The organism is Mesorhizobium sp. M7A.F.Ca.AU.001.01.1.1 (assembly GCF_004022735.1).
GTDB lineage: Bacteria > Pseudomonadota > Alphaproteobacteria > Rhizobiales > Rhizobiaceae > Mesorhizobium > Mesorhizobium ciceri.
This window is the reverse complement of the sequence record NZ_RZPF01000933.1, coordinates 1-2113: the sequence shown is the minus strand read 5'-3', so window position 1 is coordinate 2113 and position 2113 is coordinate 1. Positions and strand designations below refer to the sequence as shown.

At 61.3% G+C, this 2113-nt stretch carries 3 protein-coding genes and 1 pseudogene; all 4 read left to right on the top strand.

Features of this window, described 5'->3' with window-relative positions; all coding sequences use genetic code 11:
- A pseudogene (locus EN884_RS39925) lies at positions 1-136 on the top strand (transcriptional regulator); the annotation flags it as partial.
- A 43-nt stretch (positions 137-179) separates the two neighbouring features.
- Positions 180-638: a carboxymuconolactone decarboxylase family protein gene (locus EN884_RS34160; RefSeq protein WP_024501510.1), complete on the top strand. Its 459-nt coding sequence runs from the start codon at positions 180-182 to the stop codon at positions 636-638.
- A 72-nt stretch (positions 639-710) separates the two neighbouring features.
- Positions 711-1088 (top strand): DoxX family protein, encoded by a 378-nt coding sequence (locus tag EN884_RS34155; protein WP_013530897.1) that lies wholly within the window; start codon positions 711-713, stop codon positions 1086-1088.
- Between the two features lie 114 nt (positions 1089-1202).
- Positions 1203-2113: glycosyltransferase family 4 protein (locus EN884_RS34150; protein ID WP_164895358.1), on the top strand; the 911-nt coding region annotated here is incomplete at its 3' end.

Genomic DNA, 2113 nt, shown 5'->3' with positions numbered 1-2113 from the left:
CGCCTATCGCGCCGCGCTCGCCGAGACCAAGCTGTCCGATATCGTGGCCACCTACGCGGCAGAAGGCGATCCCAGGTCGCTTGCTGCGAGCTGCGCCTTTGTCGAGCGCCACCAGCGGCCGCAGAAATCCAGTTAACTCCAAAACCTCAAAACCCAAGCAGACGTGAAAGGACGAGACGATGAAACAGAGGCTGCAATTTTTCGCCAAGGCGCCGGAGATCATGAAGGCGGTGTCGGCGCTCAACAAGGCGGTGGACGAATGCGGGCTCGAGGTGAGCCTGCTGCACCTGATCAAGCTCAGGGCTTCGCAGATCAATGGCTGCTCGTTCTGCGTCGAGATGCACAGCCGCGAGGCCAGGCGCGACGGCGAGACCGAGCAGCGGCTCTATCTGGTTTCAGCCTGGAAGGAATCGCCGCTGTTCTCGGAGCGTGAACGCGCGGCTTTGGCCTGGACCGAAGCCGTCACCCTGATCGCCAACAACGGCGTGCCGGACGAACTTTATGCACGTACGCTGGAGCATTTCTCAGAAGAGGAGCTGGTCAAGCTGTCCGTTGCGCTCGGCATGATCAACACCTGGAACCGGCTGTGCATCCCGTTCCAAGCCATACATCCGATGCCGGCGGCCAAGGCTGCCTGATTGTCCAATCATGTTGGGAGCGCCGTGGAGAGCGCGCTCCCACTGCCTTAAACCTTTAAAGGGGAGAGTTTGATGCCTGCGGATTTGCCTTCGACCTTGTTGTTTCTCGCTCGCCTGCTGCTCGGCGGCGCCTTCGTTTTCGCCGGCCTGCGCAACATCCAGAACGCGGCCTTCCTGACCCAGCTGATGGCCGCGCGCGGTGTGCCGCAGGCGCGGTTGGCACTGTGGACTGGTATCGTGCTTCAGGTCGCCGCCGGTGTGCTGGTCATCGCAGGATTGTGGACGGCACTCGCGGCCACGGTGCTGCTGCTGTTCCTCATCGTCGCCACGCCGATGTTCCACAATTTCTGGGACCATCAGGGTCCGGACCGTGCGTCCCGCATCAATGGCTTCGTCGGGAATGTTGCCCTGAGCGGTGGCTTTCTGACCCTGATCGCGCAATCCGTTTGACGCACAGTTCCATGCCGACTGCGGCCTCTGGTGCCGACGGCTCGACCATAAAATCGGAACCAATCGAGCCGTTGACGCATTTCACACCTGCATGCCCAGCATCCAGGATGAAATATGAAAATCGCCCATGTCGCGCCGCTTTATGAATCGGTGCCGCCAAGGCTCTATGGCGGCACCGAGCGCATCGTCTCGTATCTGACCGAAGCGCTGGTCGATCTGGGTCATGAGGTGACGCTGTTTGCCAGTGGCGACAGCCAGACCTCCGCGAAGCTGGTACCCAGCCGGGAACGCGCGTTGCGCCTCGATCCGCGTCCGCTCAAATCCGAGATCGCGGCGCATCTTTCGATGCTTGCGCAGGTGAGGGAACGGGCGTCGGAGTTCGACGTCATCCACTTCCACCTCAGCCACTTCCTGCATTTTTCCTTCTTTGAGGATATTGCGGAGCGGACGGTGACGACGCCGCATGGCAGGCTGGATTATGTCGACCTGGCGCCGGCCTATGAACGGTTCCCGCGCTTTCCCCTGATTTCCATTTCGCACAGCCAGAAGGCGGGCCTTGCCAACGCCAACTGGTTGGCGACGATCCATCACGGATTGCCGACTGCTCTCTACGAGCCGACGTTCGAGACGGCCGCCGAAGAACCCTACCTTGCCTTCCTCGGCCGGTTCTCACGCGACAAGCGCCCGGATCGCGCCATCGAGATCGCCTTGCGTTCGGGGCTCAAGCTCAAGCTCGCGGCAAAGATCGGCGACGACGATCGCGCCTATTTCCGTGAGGTGGTCGAGCCTTTGATCGATGGCGATCGCGTTGTCTATGTCGGTGAGATCGAGGAAAACCAGAAGGCGGAATTTCTCGGCAAGGCGGCAGGCCTGCTGTTCCCGATCGACTGGCCGGAGCCGTTCGGCCTTGCCGCTATCGAGGCAATGGCCTGCGGCACACCGGTCATCGGCTGGAGTTGCGGTGCGCTGCCGGAGATCATCGATCAAGGCGTCACCGGTTTTATCGCTGACACAATGGATAGCGC